This window comes from Priestia sp. FSL H7-0729, from assembly GCF_038005685.1.
In the GTDB taxonomy this organism is placed as follows: domain Bacteria; phylum Bacillota; class Bacilli; order Paenibacillales; family Paenibacillaceae; genus Paenibacillus.
This window is the reverse complement of sequence record NZ_JBBOTQ010000006.1, coordinates 165,600-188,603: the sequence shown is the minus strand read 5'-3', so window position 1 is coordinate 188,603 and position 23,004 is coordinate 165,600. Positions and strand designations below refer to the sequence as shown.

Annotated in this window: 16 protein-coding genes, 15 tRNA genes and 2 rRNA genes; 2 read left to right on the top strand and 31 right to left on the bottom strand. The window is 46.8% G+C overall.

The window, feature by feature from the left end; translation table 11 throughout:
* Nucleotides 1-68 precede the first annotated feature (68 nt).
* Nucleotides 69-302, top strand: a complete 234-nt coding sequence (sspI, locus tag MHH93_RS16085) for a small acid-soluble spore protein SspI (protein WP_036673259.1) — start codon at nt 69-71, stop codon at nt 300-302.
* Nucleotides 303-533: 231 nt separating this feature from the next.
* Here sspI and MHH93_RS16080 read toward each other — a convergent pair whose 3' ends face one another.
* From MHH93_RS16080 to MHH93_RS16025, 12 genes are all read right to left on the bottom strand, one after another.
* Nucleotides 534-2,117, bottom strand: coding sequence for a peptide chain release factor 3 (locus tag MHH93_RS16080; protein ID WP_500054829.1), 1,584 nt, complete (start codon nt 2,115-2,117; stop codon nt 534-536).
* A 353-nt stretch (nt 2,118-2,470) separates the two neighbouring features.
* Nucleotides 2,471-2,869, bottom strand: coding sequence for a DoxX family protein (locus MHH93_RS16075; protein ID WP_024634146.1), 399 nt, complete (start codon nt 2,867-2,869; stop codon nt 2,471-2,473).
* Between the two features lie 364 nt (nt 2,870-3,233).
* Nucleotides 3,234-4,784 carry a glucose-6-phosphate dehydrogenase gene (zwf, locus tag MHH93_RS16070; RefSeq protein WP_500054828.1) on the bottom strand — a complete coding sequence of 517 codons (1,551 nt, stop codon included), beginning with the start codon at nt 4,782-4,784 and terminating at the stop codon, nt 3,234-3,236.
* A 215-nt stretch (nt 4,785-4,999) separates the two neighbouring features.
* A complete protein-coding gene (locus MHH93_RS16065; protein ID WP_500054827.1) occupies nt 5,000-5,749 on the bottom strand; it encodes a YwmB family TATA-box binding protein in 750 nt (249 codons plus the stop codon).
* Between the two features lie 282 nt (nt 5,750-6,031).
* Nucleotides 6,032-6,700 (bottom strand): response regulator transcription factor, encoded by a 669-nt coding sequence (locus MHH93_RS16060; RefSeq protein WP_091020933.1) that lies wholly within the window; start codon nt 6,698-6,700, stop codon nt 6,032-6,034.
* Nucleotides 6,642-7,757 (bottom strand): sensor histidine kinase, encoded by a 1,116-nt coding sequence (locus MHH93_RS16055; protein WP_500054826.1) that lies wholly within the window; start codon nt 7,755-7,757, stop codon nt 6,642-6,644. Before MHH93_RS16055 ends, MHH93_RS16060 begins: the two co-directional genes overlap by 59 nt.
* 31 nt (nt 7,758-7,788) lie before the next feature.
* Entirely contained in the window at nt 7,789-8,436 is a 648-nt protein-coding gene (liaF, locus tag MHH93_RS16050) for a cell wall-active antibiotics response protein LiaF (RefSeq protein WP_440391432.1), read from the bottom strand.
* Between the two features lie 150 nt (nt 8,437-8,586).
* The gene (locus tag MHH93_RS16045) at nt 8,587-9,294 is read right to left on the bottom strand and encodes a PspA/IM30 family protein (protein ID WP_124117409.1); all 708 of its coding nucleotides are present in this window, start codon (nt 9,292-9,294) and stop codon (nt 8,587-8,589) included.
* A 1-nt stretch (nt 9,295) separates the two neighbouring features.
* Nucleotides 9,296-9,799 (bottom strand): PspC domain-containing protein, encoded by a 504-nt coding sequence (locus MHH93_RS16040; protein WP_500054825.1) that lies wholly within the window; start codon nt 9,797-9,799, stop codon nt 9,296-9,298.
* A gap of 17 nt (nt 9,800-9,816) precedes the next feature.
* A complete protein-coding gene (locus tag MHH93_RS16035; RefSeq protein WP_500054824.1) occupies nt 9,817-10,050 on the bottom strand; it encodes a PspC domain-containing protein in 234 nt (77 codons plus the stop codon).
* A 4-nt stretch (nt 10,051-10,054) separates the two neighbouring features.
* The gene (locus MHH93_RS16030; RefSeq protein ID WP_062838036.1) at nt 10,055-10,726 is read right to left on the bottom strand and encodes a PspA/IM30 family protein; all 672 of its coding nucleotides are present in this window, start codon (nt 10,724-10,726) and stop codon (nt 10,055-10,057) included.
* 35 nt (nt 10,727-10,761) lie between these two features.
* Nucleotides 10,762-11,070, bottom strand: a complete 309-nt coding sequence (locus MHH93_RS16025; RefSeq protein ID WP_500054823.1) for a LiaF transmembrane domain-containing protein — start codon at nt 11,068-11,070, stop codon at nt 10,762-10,764.
* Between the two features lie 562 nt (nt 11,071-11,632).
* Here MHH93_RS16025 and MHH93_RS16020 point away from each other — a divergent pair.
* Nucleotides 11,633-14,023, top strand: a complete 2,391-nt coding sequence (locus tag MHH93_RS16020; protein ID WP_500054822.1) for a helix-turn-helix domain-containing protein — start codon at nt 11,633-11,635, stop codon at nt 14,021-14,023.
* A gap of 335 nt (nt 14,024-14,358) precedes the next feature.
* Here MHH93_RS16020 and MHH93_RS16015 read toward each other — a convergent pair whose 3' ends face one another.
* The 19 genes from MHH93_RS16015 to MHH93_RS15925 form a co-directional block, all read right to left on the bottom strand.
* The gene (locus MHH93_RS16015; protein WP_500054821.1) at nt 14,359-15,285 is read right to left on the bottom strand and encodes a class I SAM-dependent methyltransferase; all 927 of its coding nucleotides are present in this window, start codon (nt 15,283-15,285) and stop codon (nt 14,359-14,361) included.
* A gap of 182 nt (nt 15,286-15,467) precedes the next feature.
* Nucleotides 15,468-15,546 (bottom strand) — tRNA-Leu (locus tag MHH93_RS16010).
* Nucleotides 15,547-15,552: 6 nt separating this feature from the next.
* Nucleotides 15,553-15,626, bottom strand: a tRNA-Cys gene (locus tag MHH93_RS16005).
* Nucleotides 15,627-15,631: 5 nt separating this feature from the next.
* A tRNA-Gly gene (locus tag MHH93_RS16000) sits at nt 15,632-15,706 on the bottom strand.
* A 4-nt stretch (nt 15,707-15,710) separates the two neighbouring features.
* Nucleotides 15,711-15,785 (bottom strand) — tRNA-Gln (locus MHH93_RS15995).
* A 22-nt stretch (nt 15,786-15,807) separates the two neighbouring features.
* Nucleotides 15,808-15,880, bottom strand: a tRNA-His gene (locus tag MHH93_RS15990).
* A gap of 30 nt (nt 15,881-15,910) precedes the next feature.
* Nucleotides 15,911-15,984: transfer RNA gene (locus MHH93_RS15985), tRNA-Trp, on the bottom strand.
* 6 nt (nt 15,985-15,990) lie between these two features.
* Nucleotides 15,991-16,076, bottom strand: a tRNA-Tyr gene (locus MHH93_RS15980).
* 9 nt (nt 16,077-16,085) lie between these two features.
* Nucleotides 16,086-16,161 (bottom strand) — tRNA-Thr (locus MHH93_RS15975).
* A gap of 20 nt (nt 16,162-16,181) precedes the next feature.
* Nucleotides 16,182-16,257 (bottom strand) — tRNA-Phe (locus MHH93_RS15970).
* A gap of 95 nt (nt 16,258-16,352) precedes the next feature.
* Nucleotides 16,353-16,430: transfer RNA gene (locus tag MHH93_RS15965), tRNA-Asp, on the bottom strand.
* A 27-nt stretch (nt 16,431-16,457) separates the two neighbouring features.
* Nucleotides 16,458-16,531, bottom strand: a tRNA-Met gene (locus tag MHH93_RS15960).
* 17 nt (nt 16,532-16,548) lie between these two features.
* Nucleotides 16,549-16,624 (bottom strand) — tRNA-Val (locus MHH93_RS15955).
* A 66-nt stretch (nt 16,625-16,690) separates the two neighbouring features.
* Nucleotides 16,691-16,762: transfer RNA gene (locus tag MHH93_RS15950), tRNA-Glu, on the bottom strand.
* Nucleotides 16,763-16,771: 9 nt separating this feature from the next.
* A tRNA-Ser gene (locus MHH93_RS15945) sits at nt 16,772-16,863 on the bottom strand.
* Between the two features lie 3 nt (nt 16,864-16,866).
* Nucleotides 16,867-16,942, bottom strand: a tRNA-Asn gene (locus MHH93_RS15940).
* Between the two features lie 66 nt (nt 16,943-17,008).
* Nucleotides 17,009-19,934, bottom strand: a 23S ribosomal RNA gene (locus tag MHH93_RS15935).
* A 316-nt stretch (nt 19,935-20,250) separates the two neighbouring features.
* Nucleotides 20,251-21,803, bottom strand: a 16S ribosomal RNA gene (locus MHH93_RS15930).
* Together the 16S and 23S rRNA genes with 15 tRNA genes alongside form the textbook arrangement of a ribosomal RNA operon.
* 617 nt (nt 21,804-22,420) lie before the next feature.
* A complete protein-coding gene (locus MHH93_RS15925; RefSeq protein ID WP_500054820.1) occupies nt 22,421-22,966 on the bottom strand; it encodes a GNAT family N-acetyltransferase in 546 nt (181 codons plus the stop codon).
* Nucleotides 22,967-23,004 lie beyond the last annotated feature (38 nt).

Here is a 23,004-nt window from a genome sequence, read left to right as displayed (position 1 = left end):
ACTTGAATGCGCTCGCGCTTCCCAGGGAACAGTATAAGAGCAGCCGAATATACGAGGAGGGAATTGCGATGCCCATTACATTAAGCCTGCGTGAAGCGATTGTTCATAAAGTTCATGACAAAAGTGATGATCAGCTCCGGGAGATGATTGAAGGTTCAGTAGATGGACCGGAAGCTGCATTACCTGGACTTGGCGCCATTTTCGAGATGATCTGGAAGAACACAGAACCTGCCAAGCAGGAAGAACTCATTCAAATCGCGCAGGAGCATCTGCACACCATTCCCGTTCAACCGCTTCGCTAATCGAAGCATTGAAGGGCAGGGTAACCATCAAACCGTTTGTTCTGTCTGCAAAAGAAAGCTTTCCCTTATTCGGCTGGATCATCCCCGCCTCTAAGTAAGGTGTATAGCAATAGATCCCTCCGCCAATTGGCGGAGGGATCTTATTTTGAACAAGCTTTACCTCATGATGGCAGCTTGTTACATCCAACCAACCCTTCAATGATTAGCCGGATTACGTCTGTCTGCTTGCACTTAAGGTGCAGTCTCCAAGAACTTGGCTGTAGGATTTTTATCCATAGCCGTTCTCATGGCGTACTCATTTTCGAAGAGCACCACATAATTTCCTTTTTTATCTTTCACAAGCGCAGAGTTAATCCGGAATTTGCTTGGGTCCAGATTCTCGTCCACGATCCAGCGAGCGAACTGATAAGGCATGCGCTGCAATTGCACGTCTACCCCATACTCGCCTTTCATCCGGTATTCAAATACCTCAAACTGAAGTTGACCAATTACGCCGAGAATCGTCTCGTCGAAACTTACCGTCTGGAACACCTGAATGGTTCCTTCCTCCGTCAACTGGTCAATCCCTTTTTGGTACTGTTTATGCTTCAACGCATTTTTAACGGTAACTTTGGCAAAAATCTCTGGCGAGAACGTTGGCAACTCTTCAAAGATAACCTCGCTGCCTTGGCTCAGTGAATCGCCAATCCGGAAGATACCCGGATCGAACAAACCGATAATATCCCCAGCATACGCCTCTTCCACAATATCCCGATCTTGTGCCAGGAATTGCTGTGGCTGTGACAGCTTGATCTCTTTACCTACACGAGTATGCTTCACACTCATTCCACGTTGGAACTTGCCTGATACAATACGCAGGAACGCAATACGATCTCGATGTGCCGGGTTCATGTTCGCTTGAATCTTGAATACATAACCGCTGAATTTTTCATTCGTTGGCTGAATTTCTCCTGCCGTACTGCGACGTGGTTCAGGCTTCGGTGCCAGTTCCAGGAAGTTCTCCAGGAAGGTCTGCACACCAAAATTGTTGATCGCACTACCGAAGAAAATAGGCGTCAATTCCCCGCGTTGAACTTTCTCCATATCAAATGGATCTCCCGCAACGTCCAAAAGCTCCAGATCCTGAATTAACTGATCATGCAGATATTCTCCTGCCATCTCACGGATAATTGGATCTGTATAACCATTTACTTTCTGAACTTTAATTATCGAGTGATCGTCACCTTGGAACAACTCCACCTGATTTTTCATCCGGTCATATACACCGCATAGTTCACGACCTGTACCAATTGGCCAGTTCATTGGAACGGAACGAATACCCAGTACATTTTCAAGTTCTTCCATTAGATCAAATGGGCTTTTACCCTCACGGTCGAGTTTGTTGATAAACGTAAAGATTGGAATTCCACGCTTCGCACACACCTGGAACAATTTAATCGTTTGTGCCTCGACACCTTTTGCCACGTCAATCAACATGACAGCGCTATCGGCAGCCGTGAGTGTACGATACGTATCTTCACTGAAGTCCTGGTGACCTGGTGTATCCAGAATATTGACGCGATGGTCCAGATAATCAAATTGCATTACGGAAGAGGTAACGGAGATTCCCCGTTGTTTCTCAATTTCCATCCAGTCACTTGTTGCGTGTTTGCTCGCTTTCCGAGCTTTTACCGTTCCCGCAAGGCGAATCGCGCCCCCGAACAGCAACAGTTTCTCGGTTAATGTCGTTTTACCCGCATCCGGGTGAGAGATAATGGCAAACGTCCGGCGTTTGTCCACTTCCTGTTGAAGAATATCATTTGCAGCTTTGCTCATAGGTTTAATCCCTTTCGTCCGTTCATTCACGTTAATCCGGCATAGCCGGTCCATCATTCAATCTTTATGCAATCCGGCGAGGCCGGTTGATTGTACACTGATCATTTTACATACGAGGTATTTACACACTAAATTAATTTTACACATTTACAATGGAGTTCATCCTCCTCAAATCTGTGCTTTCATGCATACCGTGAACTGCTTATTAACCCAACTCTCCTATTGTACCATAATCTGTACCGAAAATAACCGATTACTACCGCACATTCTTCTCTTTTCCCTTGCAAAAAAAAGCACCCTTCAGCCATAATCATGGCATCCAGGCGCTTCTCATTCATTTTTATTTATCGGGTTTAGAAAATCAATGCATCCAGAGCGTATTGTCCGCCACCCGTCAGGGCCAGCGCTACACCAATCACCAGAATCGCGAGATTATATTCGAATCCGTTCTGCGTGGACCAGTAACCGTTCGCACCATGCACTTTCACAATCGCAATGACCATCGTCAATGCAATCAGAATGCCACCTACCGGTGTGAGTAGACCCAGTGCCAGCAGCAATCCGCCACCGAATTCTGCGAGTCCAGCCAGTAACGCCACCAATGCACCGGGCTTCATGCCCATCGACTCAAACCAGCCGCCTGTGCCCTTGATCCCGTAACCTCCGAACCAACCAAACAGCTTTTGAGCTCCGTGCGCCATGAACGACAATCCAATCACCAAACGAATCAACAACAACCCTACATCCAACATCATTTTCTTTTTCCTCCATTCAATATATACAAAATAGTATTCTCAGATTAAAGATATTATGCACTTTTTTTCATGATTCTCTATTCGCAAACCCCTTCAATTGGTTTACATTTTATCATGAATGATAACTTATCCGAAACGTTGACCCGGATGAAGTTTGTCATTGGCGTAACTCTTTAACTCATGTGTTGAGTATAAGTTACATACTTACTTTTTGTCAACAACTTAATTTTAATTACTTATTTCCTTATGATGGATGCCTGCCTTTTCCACGCTAAAAAGCCTGAGTACACCGCAAAATTTGCGATGTCCCAGGCTCAGTCATGTTCTGTATGTTCTTATTACCATTGTTAATGCCCTTACCCTAACCGTTCACTTGCCAGATCACGCTGTCCTCGTCCTGACCATTCACCGGCCACCAGTGGAATCCGTCCTGCTCCAGCAGCTTGTCTGTCGCTTCTGGCCCCCATGTTCCAGCAGGGTACGTATGAAGTTCTCCCTGATTCTTGCCCCAGGCTGCAGCGATCCGATCTACGAAAGACCAGGCTGTCGCCACTTCATCCCAGCGGGTAAAGTACGTAGAATCCCCCTCCGCTGCATCGTGCAGCAGACGTTCATACGCTTCAGGCGAGTTGATTCCAATCATGCAGCTCTGACAGAAATCCATCGCGAGCGGCTGAATCTCGGAATCCGAGCCTGATTTCTTGGCATTGATCTTGATATATATGCCTTCCATTGGATTCACCCGAATGACCAGCAGATTCGGTTCCAATTTATATTTTTTCCCAAGGTACACATTGTTCGGCATCGACTTGAACTCCACTACGATCTCGGTCGTTTTCACCGGTAGACGCTTGCCTGTCCGAATGTAGAATGGAACACCCGCCCAGCGGAAATTATCCACGAATACACGTGCTGCAAAATAAGTCTCCGTATTGGACTGCGGATCAACCTTGTCTTCCTGGCGATACCCTGGAAGCTGCTTACCACGGTACTCCCCTTCAGCATACTGCCCCCGCACAACGTTGTTGCTGACTTCCTCATTCGAAGTGAACGCCCGCAATGAGCGCAATACCTTCACCTTCTCATCCCGAATGTCTTCCGGGAATAGGCGACTCGGCGGTTCCATCGCAATCATCGTCAGCATCTGAAGCATATGATTCTGCCCCATGTCACGCAGTGCGCCGGAGTGATCATAATACCCACCACGTTCTTCCACACCTACTGTCTCACCGAGCGTAATCTGAACGTTGGCAATGTGCTTGTTATTCCAGAGTGGTTCAAAAAAAGCATTTCCGAAGCGGATCACTTCGATATTTTGCACCATTTCCTTGCCCAGATAATGATCAATCCGGTAGATTTCCTCTTCACGGAATACCTCACGAATCTGCTCATTCAGATGTTCAGCCGATTGCAGATCATAACCAAATGGTTTTTCGATCACCAAACGGTTCCAACCCCGACTTTCCAGCATACCGCCGTCCCGCAAACTATACGACACACTGCCAAACAGCTCAGGTGCCAGTGCCAGATAGAACAGTCGGTTCCCCGGCGTGTTAAACTTCGATTCCAGATGCTCTGTCTGCGCACGCAGCTCTTTGAATCCGTCCACATTATTGATATCCAGTGCTTTGTATTCAAAATGATCGACAAAAGCGTTCCACTCATCAGGTTCCCCCGCCGGATAGCGGCAGAACTCTTTAATGGATTCATAGATGTCTTCCCGGAATTCTTCTGGGGACCTCGGACGACGTGCTACGCCAATAACCGCAAAGTCTTCGGCAAGCTTGCCTTCACGGTAAAGACTGTAGATAGCCGGAAACAGCTTCCGGCGGGCCAAATCACCCGTTGCTCCAAAAATGAAAAATACTGCGCCTGGTGTCTGTACTTCATCTTGCGATTGTTTTTCAACCATGGGCTCCTCTTTCTTCCGGGAAGATAACCTTCATGCTCTCCCCGAGCTATGTAATGGTGTTATATATGCACGGCATACAACTGTCAATTACCAGCAAGTTCCTTCTTGGATGTGATGCCATTTTAGCATATCAACTGAATGGATGCACTATTTTCACACTGATTTCTCTGATAAATATTCGCCTATTGGAGCCGAACTCATGAGAGCTTCATTCCTCAATATTCAATCGTAATCACCGGAAACCCCACTGTAATTCGATTGTCCATCCCGTCACCAACTTGATGAACTGCGAGTTGCATATTTAACATATGTGAGCCACTTTTGATCGACAACGGAAGCTCAGCCGCCTCGTAAGAGACACTTGCGCTGGCTACATCCGTATAACGTTCAACAGAGGCAAGATCCACATTTTTGGCCAGGTCTTCCTCGATCAATGCCAACTGCTGACTCGCATCACCTTTAATAGCAGTATCTGCTGTACCTTGTACAGACATATTCCAGGTTGCCTTCATCCCTGAGTCTGCAAGCAGTCGACTGATCTGTTCATGTACGGTCACTAATGCCTTCCGATCCGTGCGTGCATCCCCTGACAGTTGTACGATGGCGTAGTAGCTGTTATCCCCTGTCTCGACGACATTGACCAACAGACCAGCTTCTCCAGTAGCCTCATGGACAGCCAGCTCACTACGATACACATCATGGCCTGTCTGGCGTACCCGTACTGGTTGTTCCAGCCCCAAGTGACTAGCCAGTAATACGGCCTGCGCTTGTGCATCTCCCCGGCCTTCTCCTTGCCATTTAATCACCAGACGATCCACTTTATCAATCACGCCGTCAGCAGTATGAATTAATTGTTCGAGTTGCGCTGCTTTGGGTTCGTTCTTCTCTGCGTATACCTGTGTCACACCGATAAGAATAATGATAGCTATTGCCAATATACCTGCTGTCATCCAACGATTTAACATGTGAATCCCCCGTTCATTCTTACATTCTATGAATCTATCAACAGCATACCCCTTTCCCACATTAGCTATACTTGTTCTGAATACATCAAAAAAAGCCCTATCCGCCACTTGCATGGCAGATCAGAGCTTTCCATTCAACCTTTTCTAGATAAATTAAACCACACAATATTTACACTCGCTATTCCGATGACAGAACAACCTTCCGTTCGCTGTTATCCCCAGATTTTCCGTACATTACTGCACGGTTCTTAGGCTTAATGATCTTTTTGCACATCATTCTGCTTACTCTGCAAGTCCGTTTTTATAAGCATAGATCGCGGCCTGAGTACGGTCGTCTACACCCAATTTTGCGAGTAAGTTTGTAACATGAAATTTGACTGTCTTGATACCAATGATCAGATCATCCGCGATGTCCTGATTCGATTTGCCTTTAGCCAGCAACCGGAGCACATCCATTTCACGGTCAGTCAATTCATCATGCAGAGGAGCTGCTGCCTGCGGCTGCCGGAATCGATTCATCATTTTCGAAGCGACCTGTGACTCCAGAACGGATTGTCCACGAGCAGCTGCGCGAATCGCATCTGCCACTTCATTGGCTCTTGATGTTTTCAACAGATAACTGAATGCGCCTGCCTCAATGACAGGGTACATTTTTTCATCATCCAGGTAACTGGTTAACACGATGACTTTGCACTCCGGATACATTTTAAGTACCTGACGGGTAGCCTCAATGCCATCCATGCCTTCCATCACCAAATCCATCAGAACCACATCAGGCTTATATTCCTGCGCAAGCCGAATGCCTTCCTCTCCACTACCTGCTTCACCAACAACTTCAATCCCATCTTCGGTATCCAGTACCGCTGCAAGACCAATACGTACCATCTCATGATCATCCACGAGCAATACTTTGATCGACGTTTCCGTCTCCGTTTCGACTTCCGGTTCCATTGACATGTTCTTCCTCGCTTTCATCGCTCATCAAAGGTATCGTAATCTCAATCCGCGTTCCCTTACCAGGCGCTGTTACAAATTGTATGGCTCCGCCAATCTCCGTAACACGTTCACGCATGTTAGCCAGACCGTAGGAAGCTTGTTTATTTTCGTCCAGATCGAAGCCTTGCCCATCATCACGAATCAATACGCGAATCGCATCAGTGCGGCGCTGGAGCCGTATCTCCATTTTCTCCGCTTTCGCATGCCGTAACGTATTGGACATAGCCTCCTGAACGATCCGAAACAGATGATTCTCGATACCTTTGATTAGATCGATGTCTTCATCTATTTCGAGCACAATATCCATGGGCACTTTCGTTTTCAGTTCCATCACCAGATCACGCAGACCTTGTTCGAGTTGTTTGCCCTCCAGATAGACTGGCCGCAGATGTAACAATAATGCACGCATCTCGGACTGTGCTACCGAAGCCATCTCCTCAATCAGAGCCACCTGCCGCTGAGCACGTTCAAAATCCTTCTCCATCTTCCGTCCAACGGCCGTTGCTGTCATGGATATCGCGAACAGTTGCTGCGATACCGCATCATGCAGCTCCCGTGCCAGCCGCTGCCGTTCTTCCACAATAGCCGTTATTCTGGCTTGTTCCGCAAGCTGTGCATTATGAGTAGACAATCGCTGAAGCGAAGAGACCTGATCTTCCCACTTTTTGCCGATTCGTCCGAGTTGCTCACTTAAACGGCCCACATCATCATCGCCCAGATCAGGTACAGTGCGTGATAGAGAGCCCTTCTCCCACAGTAGAAGTGTTTCCCGCAGCAGTTCAAGTCTGCGTTTAACCCGATAACTCTGATAGAACCCAAAGACCGCACCGATCCCAACCAGAAGCAACAATAAGGCAAGACCCGATTGAATCAGATGACGCCAGCCTGCAAATGGAGCAAGATAACCATATGTATACAATACATACAAAGTAACAGCAAGGACAATGAAAACCAGGAGGATCCCTTCACCCATACTTCGGGTTACCATATCGGTATGTCGTTTTGTCTTCATCGGGGTCTCCTCCTTCTCTTCATCTATTTTACTACGAATGACTTATGCTTAGGTCGCCAACAATATAAGAAATGACAAATTTTGCTTTATGTTCACTGGATTCATATCCAGGTGTTCTCCATACTAATTTGTTCATCATGCCGCTATCTTGTTCTCCAAGAAGATTAATCCGGCCGAAAAGAACCGATGCTTCAATCTCTACACCATAATCTTCTGGCAGCGTCAAACGAACATTCCCCATAACGCCTTGCAACAGCACAATCGTTTGTTTCTCCTCCGGAATTGAAAGAGACAGATCTGCATTAACCTCACCCATGGCATGCCACAGGCTCATACTACGTAACGTCCAGGACGATTGATCCCAGTAATACCGAGCCATGAAATTCTGTTTCTTCATAACACCTTCGTCCAGATGAATCTTTTTGTTTTTTGAATAAAAGTAAGCTAAAGAAGCCAATACAATCAAGAATACAATCATCAAATTATCCAGCAATAACAGTGCCGCACCAATACCAAGATATCGATAACCTCTACGTGTATCTCCCTTGCGAATTTGTAGCATTCCAACCGTTAACAGAATCAGTGCGGCAGCGGTCAGAAAGTTAATATTCTGATTCAGTAACATCATTGCGCCAATAATAATAATGACAACTGCAAGCCATTTACTCTTGTTATTCATCCCCGCCGCACCTCCTCTGTAAGTTAATCTCTCTTTATTCAACGGAAAAGCCATACCAGGCGATGAAGTCCTGTATGGCTTAACTTTTGTTCTACCAACCGTACATTATACACGATTTATAGAATATCATATTGTTCACTGAGCGAACAGTTATTCTTTTGAAGTTCCGTTCGCTTCATTCTTGGAACCATTGCCCATTTTGTTTTTAAGAGCTTGTAATTGCTGATCCACTTTGAATTGCTTTTCCACATCTACAGGATTCGTGTACGTGGATGAAGTGTTGCGATAAGGTGCACGGGCTACATCCGCTTCAGCTTCCAGTTGCATGATTTTCTCTTCCATGCGATGGAATCCTAGTGATGCGCCACCACTTTCAATCGAATGCAAGCTGTTGATGGAAGACATTTGTTTTTTGGCTTTTGCCATTTGTGCACGGGATACGAGCTCATTACGTTTGTTACGCATTTTGTAGAACTCATCTTTCATGTCATGCAATTGTTGCAACAGATCTTTTGCTTGTGCTTCGGACTGTGCATGCAGTTCACTGTACTCGGTAATTTTTTGATCAAAGTAGATTTTCTCTTCCAGCAATTTGCGTGCTACTTCTTCCTGACCGTTGGCCAGAGCAGCTTCTGCTTGGGACTCACGTTGTACCGAAGTACGCTCCGCTTCGTCCAGACGTTGTTTCATGCGGCGCTCATTCGCCATTTGTTTGGCAACAGTTACCTCTGCCTCATGAATCTCAGCCTCCATATCACGCAAGTACTGGTTCAACATTACAATCGGGTCCTCTACCTTATCCAACATATCATTTACCGATGCTTTCGTCATATCCTTAATCCGTTTAAATACTCCCATTTTACTTTTCTCCCTTCTCGTAACGAGATAATTTTTGGCGAAGCTCTTCAACTTCTTTTTTCAGTGCTTTTTTCTCGATATCTTTCATCATGGAATCAAGTTCACTTTCTTGCGGTGCACCTGCTCCGTAGGCATTGTTATCATAAGAACGCGAACCGGATTGAGGTCTGTTGTTGTATCCAGGGCCGGGACCGAAGTTACCAGGACCTTGTTGATTGTGATTATTTTGAAAAGGACCTCTTGGCGGCTGATGATCATAGTTGTCATATCCTCTGCCTGGACCAGGGCCCGGGCCGTAACCATATGGATCATAAGGTGGATACGGTTCTTTTGGTACCACCAGTGCTGCAATGAAATATATTAACAACGACGTGCCGCCAGTTACGAAGATACTGATGACAAAGATGATACGCAGCAGGGTGGAATCCATTCCAATACTTTCGGAAATTCCGCCGCACAAGCCGGTTAACATCCGGTCACGCGTTGAGCGGTATAATTTGCTCATGTGCTTGCTCCTTTCGTTTACTTGTATCCTCTTACGTTGGAATCATAAGCATATGGATCAACGTGATTGGATTCCTTGGGTACCACCAACGCAGCGATGAAGTAGATCAACAATGATGTACCTCCCGTAGCGAAAATACTGATGAAGAAAATGATACGTAGCAGCGTAGTACTAAATCCGAGATTTTCAGAAATGCCGCCGATCAAACCTGTTAGCATTCGATTACGCGCCGAGCGGTATAATTTATTCATGTGACTACTCCTTTCTGTCATTGTTCAATTTCTGTCTTAAGCGCTCCAGTTCCTTATCCAGCGTGGAAGATGACATGCTACCAGTCACTCCTGAACCATCTTGACCCATCCGCCGGATATCCCGAAGACTTTGTGCTTCATATTCGAGATCAGAGACTTGGTCATCCAGTCGATTAAACATACGAGGTACATTCTGACCGTTGTGATTGCCTCTCTGGTTCATACGTTGTTGTAATTGAATTGTCTGCATACGAGCGTAGTAATATTGGCGTTTGCTGTATACATTCTGATATTCAACTTTCAACTGGTCGATCTGTTCATCCAGCTCCTGTAATGCCGCATAACTTTGTGCATACAATTCATTGTACTGTTCCATTTTTTCCTCGTGGAGGATTTTCTCCTGCAAGGCCAGCTTAGCGAGATGTTCCTCCCCGGCTTTCAGAGCCATGGAAGCCTGTTCTTCCCTTTTGTTCACCATACCTGCTGCCTGATCGGCTTGTTGTTTCATTTGTCTGGTATGGCTTGCATATTGATGACGAAGTTTCTCGGCTTCACCGATGTCTTGGCGGGTCGAGACCAGGAACTGATCAATCAGTTTGACTGGATCCTGACTTTGCTCCAAATGTTCGTTCAGATTGGCTACGGTAATATCCCGCATTCGACGAAATACACTCATTATGTTCTGTCCCTCCTTTTCATAATCGTGAAAGCTTAGTACCGACCACGACGACTGCGGTTATTGCTTAGCATTGAGATACCAAAGATGATTAACCCGATCGCGATGATCGGTCCGATCAACCATGCCAGTTTACTCATCAGTGAGATGATACCGATGATAAGAACAATCCAGCCAAGTAACACGTTCCCTCGTTTGACTCCGTAATATCCCAGTGCAATCATCAGGACCGGAATCAGATAACCCATCAAGTGTCCCAGAAGTGGAGTTAACTTTCCGAAGAGGAGTAGTGCACCCAACGCAATCAATACAATCGCCCAGCCATTTCCCTTATTCAATCTCATAATTGTTGTTCACCGCCCTTTCCATTCGTTCGTTTTAATGTGTTAAGTCATTTGTTCGTTTGTTTCTTGTTTTTTTGTTTCCGTGTTTCTTGTTTAACCTTATGTCCTTATTCTAGGGGAATTCGAGACTTTTCAAAACAGACCGTGGACGGTTTTTCATCCTAGACTCAGGTCGGGGATCTAGTTGGACCTTTGACTGTCCCCACATAAGACCTTCGTTCCGCCCACGCTAATTAGCACTCTGGATGCCTTCTATATCCCCATATGCTGGCCACCCTTCAACCGATATTGACCTATAGAGAGAATGATGTCCATGTCTCTATTTACGTACACACTTCAATTTCGTTTCTAATGATTCCGTTAGGAGTGTCTGACCAAGCCGTTTCTAGAGCCCTTTCCGCATATCATCTATCAGGAATCCTTTATATTTGTTCCTATACCCCATACAATGAAAATTACTTATTTATCCAAATAAACAAAATTTAGATTGTTCTATATGTAAGCGTTTACTAAAATAGAAAGTGTTACTACTACTACTAATGTCAGGAGTGGAAGGGAAACTGTGCGAACAATTAGCTATCTCCATAAAATGATCATCTTCGGAATCCTGTTAAGCACCCTGCCCATTTTGTTAACAGGAATTGCCGCATTTATCTATTCATCAAACCAAACTGAACTGCATCGTACGCAGGCCAACAGACAGTTGCTGGAACAAATGCAATCCAACGTAGAACACAAACTAGCTACAGTCAGTTATATGCTTGATCAGGCCGTTCGCTCTCCATTAACCCTCCGTTCCCTGTCTGCTCCTTCTTCACTCCAAGGGAAAGGACAGCTACTTGCCGATAAGCTACAGAGCGAGTTTCAGCATATGCGGTCATGGGAACCTTTGTTAGATATTACCCTGGTGAACCAATCTCAGAATTGGCTTATTGATCATGCAGGATTATATCGTAATACAGATTTTCCACTGGCTCTTCCCATGAAGGAATTGATATCCGATACGCTAACCTCCGGATGGCAGCTCTCCCCTTCATCGGTGTTCAGTAATGATGAGCGTTCACCCGGTACAGGCTGTATTTATCACATTGCCCTTGCGAGATCTATTCCGAATCTGAATATATCTTCCGATGCTGCCCTGATTGCGGGTATTCCTGCATGCTCTTTGCAAAACACACTTGGAGAAACCTCTTTAGGAAATGCTGCCTCAGGACTGGTCATTTTGAATCGGGAACAACGTATCTTGGTCCATCCCGATCCTGTATATATTGGACAACCATTGTCTGCCATAGGATTACAGGATCGGGATACAAAAGCCAACATAACCAAACTATCACCCATCCCCTTCTCAACAGGCTTTGAAAAACGAGAAGTTACGATCGCCGATACACAATATTCTCTAACGTATAGCCCTTCTACCTTGAAAGGATGGACTTATGTTCTAATCTCACCTACTACTATTCTGACACAGGAATATCTCAATATTGGATTACACACCTTGTATATCAGTATCTTCTTGCTTTTACTTTCATTATTGCTTGCCTGGCTCGGCTCCAAGCGAATGCATGTCCCGATTCGTAAACTTTTAACCCAACTTGGTGACAACCATCTGTCCAAAGAAGGAAACTCACTAGCTCAGCAATCACCACCATTTTCTGATGAGTTCGAGCAGATTAGAGCAGGGGTCTCACAATTATCTGCCTCTCGCTCCCAATTAGAGAACACACTTAATATGCATCTGTTGCAGATTCGCACTCATTTTATGATAAACCTGTTCCAAGGCAAGACCCCTGTTCATACGCTTCATGACACCCTGAATGAATATGGTTATAAGTACCAGGTACAGGAATGGCAACAAATTGCTGTTATTACAATACAAGCAGATCTCGTTAATCATACGAAGTATAGTGCTGGTGATCGTGACCTCTTGTTATTCGCTATTCAGAATATATTGGAGGAAACGGTTGCGCATAACCAACAATTACTTCCGATTGTGTTGGAACATACGGTGGTCACAATAATTGGCACTATGGAACAGGATCATTTTATTTTTTCACAGCAGCTACATGTATTAACAGAACAGTTACAACAACAGATTCATAAGATCCTAGCTCTTCAAGTCAGTCTGGGCTTCAGTCAGCCACACAGCTCCCTATATCACATCCCACAAGCCTACGCAGAAGCCATGGAAGCATTGATGCACCGGCTGAAGCTGGGTACAGGCATTATTTTTCAATATGAGAACATAGATCATGACGCTCCCACTTGGTCCATCACCTACCCGGAATCGTTGGAATATTCGTTGATCCAAGCTATTCAAAGTGCGGACGAAGTCCTGGCCTCTACTCTTTTGAAACAGTTGCTTGAAGTGCTCTTTGGGTTGGAGTGTACACCAGAGGAATATCAGGTAGCTCTTACGAGGCTGCTCACGCGTATTTTGCAAATGACTCAGGAATCCGGCATACGACTTGGACAGATCTCACAAGGCCGTGGCTCAATGTTCCATGAACTTTATGGTTTGCAGTACGCCACTGAAGTTGAGGAATGGTTTAACCATCAGGTCATCTTGCCCATCATCCAGGTTTTTAAAGTGAGACAATATGCCCAGTATCAGCATATATCAGAGAAGATGATTGCCATGATTCATCAAGATTATGATAAGGATCTGACGCTTGAGGAGTGTGCATTGAAGCTTCACTACAATGCGAACTACTTAAGTAGTGTTTTCCGAAAAGAGACAGGTTGTGCATTTAGTGAATATCTGACCAAGTACCGTTTTAATATCGCCAAAAAATGGCTGGACGAAAGTGATCTAACCGTTAAAGACATCGCAGCACGGCTTCGGTACAACAATCCGCAAAATTTCATTCGATCATTTCGTAAATGGGAAGGAATTACCCCCGGCCAGTACCGGGAGCGTAAGCAGAAACCAGAAGTATCCAATAGGAAGTAAACTACGTGTTTCGTGTTTAGTTTTCGGTTGTCCCGATACTAGTTCAAACGTTGGTGCAGCCCATCGGTAATTCATTGATTCAGCTTTACAGCCCCAAGAACCCAACGGTTTGATTCAACGCGCTTGAAATCTTGTTGAAAGTTATTATAAAGAGGGAGCAACTATCCTGCTCCCTCTTTCTATATAACTTAAACTTAAATTGAAACTTCATATGTTCCACACGTGGCATCGTCTTGTGTGACAGCGTAATGCTTGATAGCCTCAGCTCAGATGTTAGACTAGGGTGTCCATCCTGATCCAGGATCCTCCCGTAACATGTAACAAGCTCATAAAATTTATCGCTTTTCCTTAGTACGAACTGTCTTCATATTTGGCTGTTCAAGTTGGATTAGAATTTTCCCGAACCTTGCACCACGTGAGAAGGTTAACGTGCTATCCTTGTACGAATCCCGTATGTACTTCTCAGTCAGTCTGAGAGAATCTTCATCCGATGGTAACTCATACGTATTAAGCCATTCTGGTAGCTTCTTGATAACCTCTTCCACTGGTACTTCAAATGAATTAACTTCTCTTGTAATGATCATCGTGTATGAATAACCTTTCAAATACAGCAACTGTTGGATATATCCCATATCACCGGCTTTATATGAAGAAGTAACCCCCAGAACATCCTTAAGCTCATCCATTAGTGTGTGTTCCTTCTGTCCCGCCATAGTGCTTATATACACATACTTACGAGCACAGTCGATCGCCATCTCAATCGTTTCCCAATCTGACATTGCAGGGCACATGGATGCAAATGCAAAGTCATATTTCTTCTGCCAGCCTTTATCCTGGATAGAGATTTCCTCAAATCGTTCTTTTACGATCTCGATATTGGATTCCAAAGACGAAGGTATCGTCTCTTTCATAAGGGAGACAAGCAACTCGGAAGGCTCAACTGCAGTCACACTTGCCCCCTTTTTCGCAAAAGGAATGGTAAATATGCCTGAGGCCGCTCCAATGTCCAATATGGATAATCCTGCGAACTCCACCCCTTGGTTCTCAATCCAGCCCATAATGCGCTCAGAACGCTGCTCTCCTTCTTCAGTGAACGACTGTGCATGATAATCCCTGGCCCACCGCTCAAATGCTTCTTCTGTATTAAATGGTGCGCTTTTCTTTTTATATTTTGGACTTCTCGAACGATTCTTCCATGCCTCTTCCCATACAGAAAGATCAAATAACAGATCGTTATCCGATATATGTTTTCCATTATTCATTTTGCTTCACTCCTCCATATTAAAGACTTTACTTATCTACAATATACCGAATATAAGCGCACGTCAATCTTTATTAACGTCCAACTGTTCTTAGTCCACATTTTCTTAATGCACAAAAATATTATCATATAAATAAAAATAACCCCACACATTGCATAAGCAACATGTAGGGCTATTCAATATACCGGCGAGAGGACTCGAACCTCCACGGTTTCCCACTCGATTTTGAGTCGAGCGCGTCTGCCATTCCGCCACGCCGGCATATTCTGGAGGCGCCACCCAGATTCGAACTGGGGATAAAGCTTTTGCAGAGCTGTGCCTTACCACTTGGCTATGGCGCCATATTTGGAGCGGAAGACGGGAATCGAACCCGCGACCCTCGCCTTGGCAAGGCGATGCTCTACCGCTGAGCCACTTCCGCATAATGGCTGGGGATATAGGATTTGAACCTATGCATGACGGAGTCAAAGTCCGTTGCCTTACCGCTTGGCTAATCCCCAATAAAAAATGAAAAAACAAAGGGGCGATCGAGGGGAATTGAACCCCCGAATGCCGGATCCACAAACCGGTGCGTTAACCACTTCGCCACGATCGCCACAAAAGGTTAAATTACTTAAAAGTTAATTGGCAGGGGCAGCAGGAATTGAACCCACACCAACGGTTTTGGAGACCGTTGTTCTACCTTTAAACTATGCCCCTAAAAACTGGTGGAGGATGATGGATTCGAACCACCGAACCCGTACGGGAGCAGATTTACAGTCTGATGCGTTTGGCCACTTCGCTAATCCTCCAGGATTACATGGTGCCGGCGAGAGGACTTGAACCCCCAACCTACTGATTACAAGTCAGTTGCTCTACCAGTTGAGCTACACCGGCATATTAAATTGTTTTGAAAATGGTGGCTCGGGACGGAATCGAACCGCCGACACGAGGATTTTCAGTCCTCTGCTCTACCGACTGAGCTACCGAGCCGAAATAAAGTCTAATCTTAATTCCTTACACTTTATATAGGGCATCAGTGCCATACAGCAGATGTAGTGAACAGTTTGCCTCATGTAAAGATTAAATGGCGGAACCGACGGGATTCGAACCCGCGATCTCCTGCGTGACAGGCAGGCATGTTAGGCCAACTACACCACGGTTCCAGATCACTTTCTCAAAAGAAAGTATAATTGCGGGGGCAGGATTTGAACCTGCGGCCTTCGGGTTATGAGCCCGACGAGCTACCGGGCTGCTCCACCCCGCGTCGTTATAAAAATTATATGGTGGAGGCTGAGGGGATCGAACCCCCGACCCTCTGCTTGTAAGGCAGATGCTCTCCCAGCTGAGCTAAGCCTCCGAACAACACATTTATGATCATATCATAATCTTGTTGTAAAAATCAACTTCTTTTTTGAAGTTAATATGACCCGTAGGGGATTCGAACCCCTGTTACCTCCGTGAAAGGGAGGTGTCTTAACCCCTTGACCAACGGGCCTTATTATTATGGCGGAGAGAGAGGGATTCGAACCCTCGAGACGCTTGTGACGCCTACACGATTTCCAATCGTGCTCCTTCGGCCAGCTCGGACACCTCTCCATATGGCTCCCCGAACAGGGCTCGAACCTGTGACAACTCGATTAACAGTCGAGTGCTCTACCAACTGAGCTATCAGGGAATATGCTTCAGAGATCGTTCTCTGAAAACTAGATTCGAAACGAAAGATGCGAATTATCACTTGCTATTGGATAAGCCCTCGACCGATTAGTACTGGTCAGCTCCATGCATTGCTGCACTTCCACCCCCAGCCTATCTACCTCGTCGTCTTCAAGGGGTCTTACATACTGGGAAATCTCATCTTGAGGGGGGCTTCACGCTTAGATGCTTTCAGCGTTTATCCCGTCCGTACATAGCTACCCAGCGGTGCTCCTGGCGGAACAACTGGTACACCAGCGGTACGTCCATCCCGGTCCTCTCGTACTAAGGACAGCTCCTCTCAAATTTCCTACGCCCACGACAGATAGGGACCGAACTGTCTCACGACGTTCTGAACCCAGCTCGCGTACCGCTTTAATGGGCGAACAGCCCAACCCTTGGGACCTACTTCAGCCCCAGGATGCGATGAGCCGACATCGAGGTGCCAAACCTCCCCGTCGATGTGGACTCTTGGGGGAGATAAGCCTGTTATCCCCAGGGTAGCTTTTATCCGTTGAGCGATGGCCCTTCCATGCGGTACCACCGGATCACTAAGCCCGACTTTCGTCCCTGCTCGACTTGTAGGTCTCGCAGTCAAGCTCCCTTATGCCTTTGCACTCTTCGAATGATTTCCAACCATTCTGAGGGAACCTTTGGGCGCCTCCGTTACTCTTTAGGAGGCGACCGCCCCAGTCAAACTGCCCACCTGACACTGTCCCCGCACCGGATTACGGTACCAGGTTAGAACCTAGATACGATCAGGGTGGTATCCCAACGTTGCCTCCACAGAAGCTTGCGCTCCTGCTTCAAAGGCTCCCACCTATCCTGTACAGATCGTACCCAAATTCAATATCAAGCTGCAGTAAAGCTCCATGGGGTCTTTCCGTCTTGTCGCGGGTAACCTGCATCTTCACAGGTATTAAAATTTCACCGGATCTCTCGTTGAGACAGCGCCCAAGTCGTTACGCCATTCGTGCGGGTCAGAATTTACCTGACAAGGAATTTCGCTACCTTAGGACCGTTATAGTTACGGCCGCCGTTTACTGGGGCTTCGGTTCACAGCTTCGGATTGCTCCTAACCACTCCCCTTAACCTTCCAGCACCGGGCAGGCGTCAGCCCGTATACTTCGCCTTACGGCTTCGCACAGACCTGTGTTTTTGCTAAACAGTCGCTTGGGCCTTTTCACTGCGGCCCCCTCGTGCTATTCACACTACCGGGGCACCCCTTCTCCCGAAGTTACGGGGTCATTTTGCCGAGTTCCTTAACGAGAGTTCTTCCGCGCGCCTTAGAATACTCTTCTCGCCTACCTGTGTCGGTTTGCGGTACGGGCACCTTCACCTGGCTAGAGGCTTTTCTTGGCAGTGTGAGATCATGACCTTCGCTACTACAATTTTCGCTCCCCATCACAGCTCAGCCTTACAATGTGCGGATTTGCCTACACATCAGCCTCACTGCTTAGACGGACATCCATCAGTCCGCGTCACTACCCTACTGCGTCCCCCCATTGCTCATAACGGCTTACGGTGGTACAGGAATTTCGACCTGTTGTCCTTCGACTACGCCTTTCGGCCTCGCCTTAGGTCCCGACTTACCCTGAGCGGACGAGCCTTCCTCAGGAACCCTTAGGCTTTCGGCGGATCAGATTCTCACTGATCTTTTCGTTACTCATACCGGCATTCTCACTTGTATAATGTCCAGCGCTCCTTACGGTACACCTTCAACCCTTATACAACGCTCCCCTACCCCTGATGCAAAGCATCAAGCCATAGCTTCGGTGGTGTGTTTAGCCCCGTTACATTTTCGGCGCAGAGTCACTCGACCAGTGAGCTATTACGCACTCTTTCAATGGTGGCTGCTTCTAAGCCAACATCCTGGTTGTCTGTGCAACTCCACATCCTTTCCCACTTAACACACACTTGGGGACCTTAGCTGATGGTCTGGGCTGTTTCCCTTTTGACAATGGATCTTAGCACTCACTGTCTGACTCCCGGAAGTAAGTCTATGGCATTCGGAGTTTGACTGAGCTTGGTAACCCTTGCGGGCCCCGCACCCAATCAGTGCTCTACCTCCACGACTCTGTTTTCCGAGGCTAGCCCTAAAGCTATTTCGGGGAGAACCAGCTATCTCCGAGTTCGATTGGAATTTCTCCGCTACCCCCACCTCATCCCCGCATTTTTCAACATGCGTGGGTTCGGGCCTCCAGTGCGTGTTACCGCACCTTCACCCTGGACAGGGGTAGATCACCCGGTTTCGGGTCTACGTCCACGTACTATGGCGCCCTATTCAGACTCGCTTTCGCTGCGGCTCCGGCTCTTCACCTTAACCTTGCACGGGAACGTAACTCGCCGGTTCATTCTACAAAAGGCACGCCATCACCCCTAAAACGGGCTCTGACTTTTTGTAAGCACACGGTTTCAGGTTCTATTTCACTCCCCTTCCGGGGTGCTTTTCACCTTTCCCTCACGGTACTGCTTCACTATCGGTCGCTAGGAAGTATTTAGCCTTGGCAGATGGTCCTGCCGGATTCATACGGGGTTTCACGTGCCCCGCACTACTCGGGATCCGTCTCGGAGGGAACAGACTTTCAACTACAGGGCTTTTACCTTCTTTGGCGGGCCTTTCCAGACCTCTTCACTTAACCGGTTCCTTTGTAACTCCATGTGAGACGTCCCACAACCCCAAAGAGCAAGCTCCTTGGTTTGGGCTTCTCCGCGTTCGCTCGCCGCTACTGACGGAATCACTATTGTTTTCTCTTCCTCAGGGTACTTAGATGTTTCAGTTCCCCTGGTATGCCTCTACACAACCTATGTATTCAGTTGTGAGTAACTGGAAATTACCCCAGCTGGGTTTCCCCATTCGGACACCCCCGGATCAAAGCTTGCTTACAGCTCCCCGAGGCAGTTTCGTTGTTCGCCACGTCCTTCATCGGCTCCTAGCGCCTAGGCATCCTCCGTGTGCTCTTAGTAGCTTAACCAAATTGCTCCGGTTTCGATCGCTCGCTTCCCTTGTTTTGCTTGCGCAAAGCCAAAAGTCGCTCCCATTCGATTCCATCGCAACAGCAATTTCACTACCGTTTTTATTGAAACTTGTTTGCACAAGTTCAGCTAAAAAGGAATGTTCTAATTCGCATTTACTTTCGTTTCGATATCTAGTTTTCAAAGAACAAGCTCCATGCAAAAGCAAGCTGTTTGAGAGTTTGAGCTCTCAAAACTGAGCAACGAGTGAGTAACTAGCCGACCTGGCTAGATTTTATATTTGAATGTTTCCACTCGGGAAACGATTCTCCATAGAAAGGAGGTGATCCAGCCGCACCTTCCGATACGGCTACCTTGTTACGACTTCACCCCAATCATCTATCCCACCTTCGGCGGCTGGCTCCTTGCGGTTACCCCACCGACTTCGGGTGTTATAAACTCTCGTGGTGTGACGGGCGGTGTGTACAAGACCCGGGAACGTATTCACCGCGGCATGCTGATCCGCGATTACTAGCAATTCCGACTTCATGCAGGCGAGTTGCAGCCTGCAATCCGAACTGAGACCGGCTTTGTTGGGATTGGCTCCATCTCGCGATTTCGCAGCCCGTTGTACCGGCCATTGTAGTACGTGTGTAGCCCAGGTCATAAGGGGCATGATGATTTGACGTCATCCCCACCTTCCTCCGGTTTGTCACCGGCAGTCTATCTAGAGTGCCCACCCGAAGTGCTGGCAACTAAATATAAGGGTTGCGCTCGTTGCGGGACTTAACCCAACATCTCACGACACGAGCTGACGACAACCATGCACCACCTGTCTTGAATGTTCCGAAGAAAAGGTACATCTCTGCACCGGTCATTCAGATGTCAAGACCTGGTAAGGTTCTTCGCGTTGCTTCGAATTAAACCACATACTCCACTGCTTGTGCGGGTCCCCGTCAATTCCTTTGAGTTTCAGTCTTGCGACCGTACTCCCCAGGCGGAGTGCTTAATGTGTTAACTTCGGCACCAAGGGTATCGAAACCCCTAACACCTAGCACTCATCGTTTACGGCGTGGACTACCAGGGTATCTAATCCTGTTTGCTCCCCACGCTTTCGCGCCTCAGCGTCAGTTACAGCCCAGAGAGTCGCCTTCGCCACTGGTGTTCCTCCACATATCTACGCATTTCACCGCTACACGTGGAATTCCACTCTCCTCTTCTGCACTCAAGTCACCCAGTTTCCAGTGCGATCCGGGGTTGAGCCCCGGGATTAAACACCAGACTTAAATGACCGCCTGCGCGCGCTTTACGCCCAATAATTCCGGACAACGCTTGCCCCCTACGTATTACCGCGGCTGCTGGCACGTAGTTAGCCGGGGCTTTCTTCTCAGGTACCGTCACCTTGAGAGCAGTTACTCTCCCAAGCGTTCTTCCCTGGCAACAGAGCTTTACGATCCGAAAACCTTCATCACTCACGCGGCATTGCTCCGTCAGGCTTTCGCCCATTGCGGAAGATTCCCTACTGCTGCCTCCCGTAGGAGTCTGGGCCGTGTCTCAGTCCCAGTGTGGCCGATCACCCTCTCAGGTCGGCTACGCATCGTCGCCTTGGTGAGCCGTTACCCCACCAACTAGCTAATGCGCCGCAGGCCCATCCCCAAGTGACAGATTGCTCCGTCTTTCCAGTTTCCTTCAGGCGAAGGAAACAACTATTCGGTATTAGCTACCGTTTCCGGTAGTTGTCCCAAACTTGAGGGCAGGTTGCCTACGTGTTACTCACCCGTCCGCCGCTAACCATCAGAGAAGCAAGCTTCTCTGATGGTCCGCTCGACTTGCATGTATTAGGCATGCCGCCAGCGTTCGTCCTGAGCCAGGATCAAACTCTCCAATAAAGTATTGAAAAGAGCGATAAGCTCATTTTGAATCTGACGAGATTTAAATCTCATTTGTGCTCCAGCCGATTCAAGCCAAGGCTTGTTTCAAACTTTCGCGTTCATTCTGCAAGCAGAATGTTTACTCACTCGTTGTTCAGTTTTCAAAGATCAAACTTGTTTTGTTACCGAGCGTTGTTCTCCTCAGCAACTTTTATATCTTAACACTTCCGAACCAACTTTGCAAGCTCTTTTTTTAAGTTTCTTTCGAAGCTTATTTGTTTTGCCTGCGGCACTTTATTTATCGTGTTTTTTTGGCCGGAAATAGAATATATCATATACACAACACAAATACCACTTGTAAAATATTCCATTATTAAACGAATGGTTTACTTAACTCAATCTCTTCTTAATCTCTTTGTCCGATGGTAACTATATTCTATATACTCTCACCGGTCAAATCTCTCTCAATATAGGTTGTGAACTAATCAACCAGCATCATTACATTCGTTCTATAAAATATGAAACACAATAGCTCTATTCAATAACACTGCTATCTATTATGTGGTTACCGAATCTAATAATCAAACTACATAGAACTTTGATCATGATAGAAATGTGTTCTTCATTTTTTACTATTAGTCTTTGAACCTACCCATCACTATCGTATCATGATGCTGTCCGTCCGCATGCCGCCGATCCTTTTTCAGGATACCTTCGATCTCGAAGCCACTCTTTTGGTATAACTCAATTGCCTTTTCGTTGGATGCCACTACGTTCAACGTCATCTTCTCTACACCAGCCTTGTCTGTCCATTCTATCGACTGCAATAACAAGTTCTTGCCAATCCCATGTCCCCAAAACTCTTGGGCTACACACACGCCGAACTCAACCTTATGGCAAAAGCGCTTCAACTCTCTGCCTTCACATCGGGAATACCCCACAATCTCACCCGCCACTACAGCAACAAGGAACAGATGCCGCAACTTCTCCGTGTCAGAAAGGATGATCCGCCTAAACCCAGCTGCGTCGATATACGCTTCGCCCTCTTCACGATCCATGTTCTCGGTTTCCCCGTCCATTTGTACACGAAGTGAAGACAAGGCCTCAGCATCTTTTTCCTCTGCCGATCTAATTGAGTAAGATAAACCTTTAATGTAATATTCCTGCTGATCGATCATCATAAGAACCATACCTCCTCTTCCGCTTTGTAATTACTGTA

Coding starts and splice junctions, on each gene's coding strand:
- MHH93_RS16065 (WP_500054827.1), bottom strand. CDS start 5,749: ATGTTAAATCGTTGGATGACAGCAGGTATATTGGCAATAGCTATCATT.
- MHH93_RS16015 (WP_500054821.1), bottom strand. CDS start 15,285: ATGAATAATGGAAAACATATATCGGATAACGATCTGTTATTTGATCTT.
- zwf (WP_500054828.1), bottom strand. CDS start 4,784: ATGGTTGAAAAACAATCGCAAGATGAAGTACAGACACCAGGCGCAGTA.
- MHH93_RS16040 (WP_500054825.1), bottom strand. CDS start 9,799: ATGAGCAAATTATACCGCTCAACGCGTGACCGGATGTTAACCGGCTTG.
- MHH93_RS16060 (WP_091020933.1), bottom strand. CDS start 6,700: ATGGAACCGGAAGTCGAAACGGAGACGGAAACGTCGATCAAAGTATTG.
- liaF (WP_440391432.1), bottom strand. CDS start 8,436: ATGAATAACAAGAGTAAATGGCTTGCAGTTGTCATTATTATTATTGGC.
- MHH93_RS16030 (WP_062838036.1), bottom strand. CDS start 10,726: ATGAGTGTATTTCGTCGAATGCGGGATATTACCGTAGCCAATCTGAAC.
- MHH93_RS15925 (WP_500054820.1), bottom strand. CDS start 22,966: ATGATGATCGATCAGCAGGAATATTACATTAAAGGTTTATCTTACTCA.
- MHH93_RS16080 (WP_500054829.1), bottom strand. CDS start 2,117: ATGAGCAAAGCTGCAAATGATATTCTTCAACAGGAAGTGGACAAACGC.
- MHH93_RS16045 (WP_124117409.1), bottom strand. CDS start 9,294: ATGGGAGTATTTAAACGGATTAAGGATATGACGAAAGCATCGGTAAAT.
- MHH93_RS16055 (WP_500054826.1), bottom strand. CDS start 7,757: ATGAAGACAAAACGACATACCGATATGGTAACCCGAAGTATGGGTGAA.
- MHH93_RS16035 (WP_500054824.1), bottom strand. CDS start 10,050: ATGAATAAATTATACCGCTCGGCGCGTAATCGAATGCTAACAGGTTTG.
- sspI (WP_036673259.1), top strand. CDS start 69: ATGCCCATTACATTAAGCCTGCGTGAAGCGATTGTTCATAAAGTTCAT.
- MHH93_RS16075 (WP_024634146.1), bottom strand. CDS start 2,869: ATGTTGGATGTAGGGTTGTTGTTGATTCGTTTGGTGATTGGATTGTCG.
- MHH93_RS16025 (WP_500054823.1), bottom strand. CDS start 11,070: ATGAGATTGAATAAGGGAAATGGCTGGGCGATTGTATTGATTGCGTTG.